The organism is Dietzia sp. SYD-A1, from assembly GCF_015356725.1.
Lineage (GTDB): Bacteria > Actinomycetota > Actinomycetes > Mycobacteriales > Mycobacteriaceae > Dietzia.
On sequence record NZ_JADDKI010000173.1, the window covers coordinates 1 to 3701 of the forward strand.

Consider the following 3701-nt stretch of genomic DNA (forward strand, 5'->3'; position numbering starts at 1 on the left):
GCGGTGCGGCCGGCGTCGGCCCGGGCCGACTGAGGCCGTACGGCCGACACCTCGGACCACCCGGCGGGTGGCACGGGGGTGCGGCGGTGGAGTCCGTACCAGCCCGCGAGCATGGCGAGGGCGATGAGGAATCCCGCCCCCACGAAGAGGCTCTCCCCGGAACCGCCGAATGTCGGTGCGCTGAGGAGGACGACCACGACGAGGATCACCGCCGTGATCCTGGAGCCGGATGCCCGGCCCTTCCCGATCAGCGCCTCCCCTTTGGAGACCTCGTCTCCGGCGGAGCGCAGGAGGAGCCACAACAGTGCGTACAGGAACACCCCGGCCCCGCCCCAGAGTGCGGCGATCACGAAGGCGATACGGAACAGGACGGGGTCCACGCCGTAGCGTCGGCCGAAGCCGCCGCAGATGCCGGCGACCTTGGCGTCGTCCGGGGTCCGGACGGGTCGGGTCCGCCACAGGGAGCGGAGCTCTGATGGGACGTCGTGGGTGCTGGAGCTGGACATGACTCCATCGTGGCGGGCGGGACGCCTTTCCACATCGGGGGCCGACCCTGAGATCCGGACCCCGGGATTCTCGGGGTCGACCCCCGATGCGCCCCGGGTCGCGATCTGTGACCATGGCGGTATGAGTGAGAAGGCGACCGATCAGGTATCGGCCCCCGCGCCGCAACCGCCGGTCGTCCCACGGCCTCCCGTGCCGGCTGTGCAGCCGGTGGGGTTCCGGTGGTATCCGCCGCTGGCCAGGATCTCCGATGGATCCGTCGTCGCCGGTGTGTGCGCGGGACTCGCGGCCCATCTGGGGGTGCGGGTCACCCATGTGCGCCTGGCGATGGTGGTGCTCGCCACCCTGTCCGGTGCGGGTGTGCTGTTCTACGCCGCCCTATGGGCTCTGACCCCGTCGGCGCGGGCCCTGGAGGGAGCCGCCTCCGTGGACGCGCGGGAGCGGCGGCGCGGCATGGCCCTCGCCGTGGTGGCGGTGGTGGGGTCGGTGCTGTCGTTCATGGTCACCACCGCGACGGGACTGCACGTGATCGTGCCCGTCCTGATCGTGGCACTGGGCGCCGGGCTGGTCTGGCAGCAGTACGACGGTGGGGGACGGGTGGCTCCCCGGTCCGTCTTCGACTGGGCCAGGGTCACCGCCGGGGCGACCCTCGTCGTCGTCGGACTGGCCGTCGTGGTGCTGGGGCAGGTCGAGTTCGCCGCCCTGCGGTCGTCGTTCCTGGCGGTGCTGGCGACCCTGGTCGGAGTGGCGTTGCTCAGCGTTCCCGTGGGGCTGCGGCTGTGGCGGTCGCTGGAGGAGGAACGCGCGGCCCGCATCCGTGAGTCCGAGCGCAGCGACATCGCCTCCCACCTGCACGACTCGGTGCTGCAGACGCTGGCGTTGATCCAGAAGCGCTCCGACGACCCCGCCCAGGTGTCACGGCTGGCCCGTCGGCAGGAGCGCGAGCTGCGGCAGTGGCTCTTCGGGGCGGGGTCACGCATGTCCTCGGGTGCGACCACCGTCGCCGGGGCCGTCGAGGTGATCGTCGGGGACATCGAGGACGCCTACGGTCTGCGGGTGGACCAGGTGGTGGTGGGCGGCGACGGTCCGGTCGGCGACGCCGAGGAGGCTGTGCTGGGCGCCGTCCGCGAGGGCCTGGTCAACGTGGCCAAGCATGCCGGCGTCGACACCGCCGACGTGTTCGTGGAGAACGACGACCAGGTGCTCACCGCCTTCGTCCGTGACCGCGGCTGCGGTTTCGACCCTGACGACGTGGGCGGTGATCGACACGGGTTGTCCCAGTCCATCCGGCACCGTGTCGAGAGCCGGGGCGGCAGCGTGACGGTGCGCAGTACTCTCGGTCGCGGAACCGAGATCGGGATCGAGATGCCGCTGGAGGGCGAATGACGGACGAGCCGGTGGGTGGCGTCAGGGTATGCCGGGTGTTCCTCGTCGACGACCACGCGGTGTTCCGCAGCGGTGTCCGGGCCGAGCTGGCCGGTCAGGCCGGGATCGAGGTGGTGGGCGAGGCGGGGTCGGTCGCGGAGGCCGTCGCCGGCATCGGACGGGTACGGCCCGACGTGGTCCTGCTCGACGTGCACATGCCCGAGGGCGGTGGGGTGGCCGTGCTCCGCTCGGTGCTGGGGACCGATCCCAGTGGCGGGCCCGCCACAGCCGACACGTCCGGCACATCCGGTGCGTCTGACGCGCCTGTGTCCACCTTTCTGGCGTTGAGTGTCTCGGACGCCGCGGAGGACGTGATCGCCGTGATCCGCGGCGGGGCGCGCGGGTACGTCACCAAGACCATCTCCGGCGGGGAACTGGCCGACGCCGTGCGCCGCGTGGCCGACGGGGACGCGGTGTTCTCCCCGCGCCTGGCCGGGTTCGTCCTGGACGCGTTCGCCCGTGCCGCCCCGGGCCTCCAGGAGCGGGGTGAGCCGGTCCACGATCCGGAGGTCGACTCCCTCACCCCGCGGGAGAAGGAGGTGCTCCGGTTGTTGGCACGGGGGTACACCTACAAGGAGATCGCCGAGACGTTGTTCATCTCGGTCAAGACCGTGGAGACGCACGCCTCCAACGTGCTGCGCAAGACCCAGCAGTCCAACCGGCACGCGCTCACCCGCTGGGCGCAGTCCCGCCACCTGGACTGACTCGCCGGACCGTCCTGGGTGTCTTGACATCGCGAAGAGTGTTCCGCACACATCGGCCGGGAGGGGGGTGTACGGAACGCTCTTGGCGTTGACGCCGAGCCGCTACGGTGGCGTCGTGAGCGAACCGCGTGACCTCCCCGTCTGCATCATCGGCGACTCCTTCGTGGCCGGATACGGCGACGAGACCGGCCGGGGATGGACCGCGCACCTGGTCGAGGAGGGTGCCGGGGTGGGCCTGAGCCTCCACACCACCGTCGCGGGGATCGGTGGGGACACCTCCGAGATGATCCTGGCCCGGTGGGACGAGGTCGACCGCCGACGCGCCGCGTTCCCGACCACGGCGGTGATCGCGGAGTTCGGCGTCAACGACGTGATGGAGCACGAGGGCGCCCTGCGCGTCGAGGAGGCGGGCACGGTCGCGGCCCTGCGCGGGATGATCGCCCGTGCTCCCGAGGGGCGGTTCCTGGTGGTGGGGCCGCCACCGGTCGTGTGGGAGGAGGTCAATGAGCGGATCGCCGCCCGCGCCGCGGCCATTGCCGCGGTGTGCTCCGAGGCCGGGGTGCCGTTCGTGCCGACCTTCGACTCCCTGCGGCCCGGTGGGGCGTGGATGCGGGAGGTCACCGCCGGCGACGGGGCGCACCCCGGCCGCGCGGGGTACGAGGAGTTCGCCCGGGTCGTCTCAGGCCCGGTGCTCGAGTGGTTGGGCTCCCTACCGGATGAAGAACCGGGGTAGCGGGGACGCCGTACGTCCTGGTCAACGGGGGGGTGCTCTGGGGGTGGCCGTCGGAGAAGGCCGTTCGCGTCCGGCCGTCCGGTCGGAGACCCTCTGCATCTGTAGTGAGGCGTCGACGGGGGCGTCCCTCGGCGCCGGGCCCCGCCGGGTCCGGTAATCTGAGTCCCGCCGTACGCCCTCGTACGGCGGGAGGAGATTGATGCATGACTGGTCCGCAGAACTCTGACCGCACCGACGATACATCCGAGGACACGCGGGATGACCGTCCGGAAACCAAGGATGAGCTGGTCGACGAGTGGGGTGACGAGTCCTTCCCCGCAAGCGATCCCCCCGCC

Annotated in this window: 4 protein-coding genes; 3 read left to right on the plus strand and 1 reads right to left on the minus strand. The window is 71.7% G+C overall.

Annotation, left to right across the window (positions count from 1 at the left end; translation table 11 throughout):
* The coding region (locus IY392_RS07975) for a PspC domain-containing protein (RefSeq protein WP_194860916.1) at positions 1–506 on the minus strand (506 nt) is incomplete at its 3' end.
* A gap of 121 nt (positions 507–627) precedes the next feature.
* Here IY392_RS07975 and IY392_RS07980 point away from each other — a divergent pair.
* From IY392_RS07980 to IY392_RS07990, 3 genes are all read left to right on the plus strand, one after another.
* A complete protein-coding gene (locus IY392_RS07980) occupies positions 628–1890 on the plus strand; it encodes an ATP-binding protein (RefSeq protein WP_228549156.1) in 1263 nt (420 codons plus the stop codon).
* On the plus strand, positions 1887–2633 hold the full coding sequence (locus IY392_RS07985) for a response regulator transcription factor (protein ID WP_107755878.1): 747 nt from the start codon (positions 1887–1889) through the stop codon (positions 2631–2633). The genes IY392_RS07980 and IY392_RS07985 overlap by 4 nt, the downstream gene beginning before the upstream one ends.
* A gap of 115 nt (positions 2634–2748) precedes the next feature.
* Positions 2749–3366: a GDSL-type esterase/lipase family protein gene (locus tag IY392_RS07990; RefSeq protein WP_107757989.1), complete on the plus strand. Its 618-nt coding sequence runs from the start codon at positions 2749–2751 to the stop codon at positions 3364–3366.
* The last annotated feature ends 335 nt before the right edge of the window (positions 3367–3701 follow it).

Excerpts from the sequence above, each read along its gene's own strand:
- IY392_RS07980 (WP_228549156.1), top strand. The coding sequence starts at position 628 with ATGAGTGAGAAGGCGACCGATCAGGTATCGGCCCCCGCGCCGCAACCG.
- IY392_RS07985 (WP_107755878.1), top strand. The coding sequence starts at position 1,887 with ATGACGGACGAGCCGGTGGGTGGCGTCAGGGTATGCCGGGTGTTCCTC.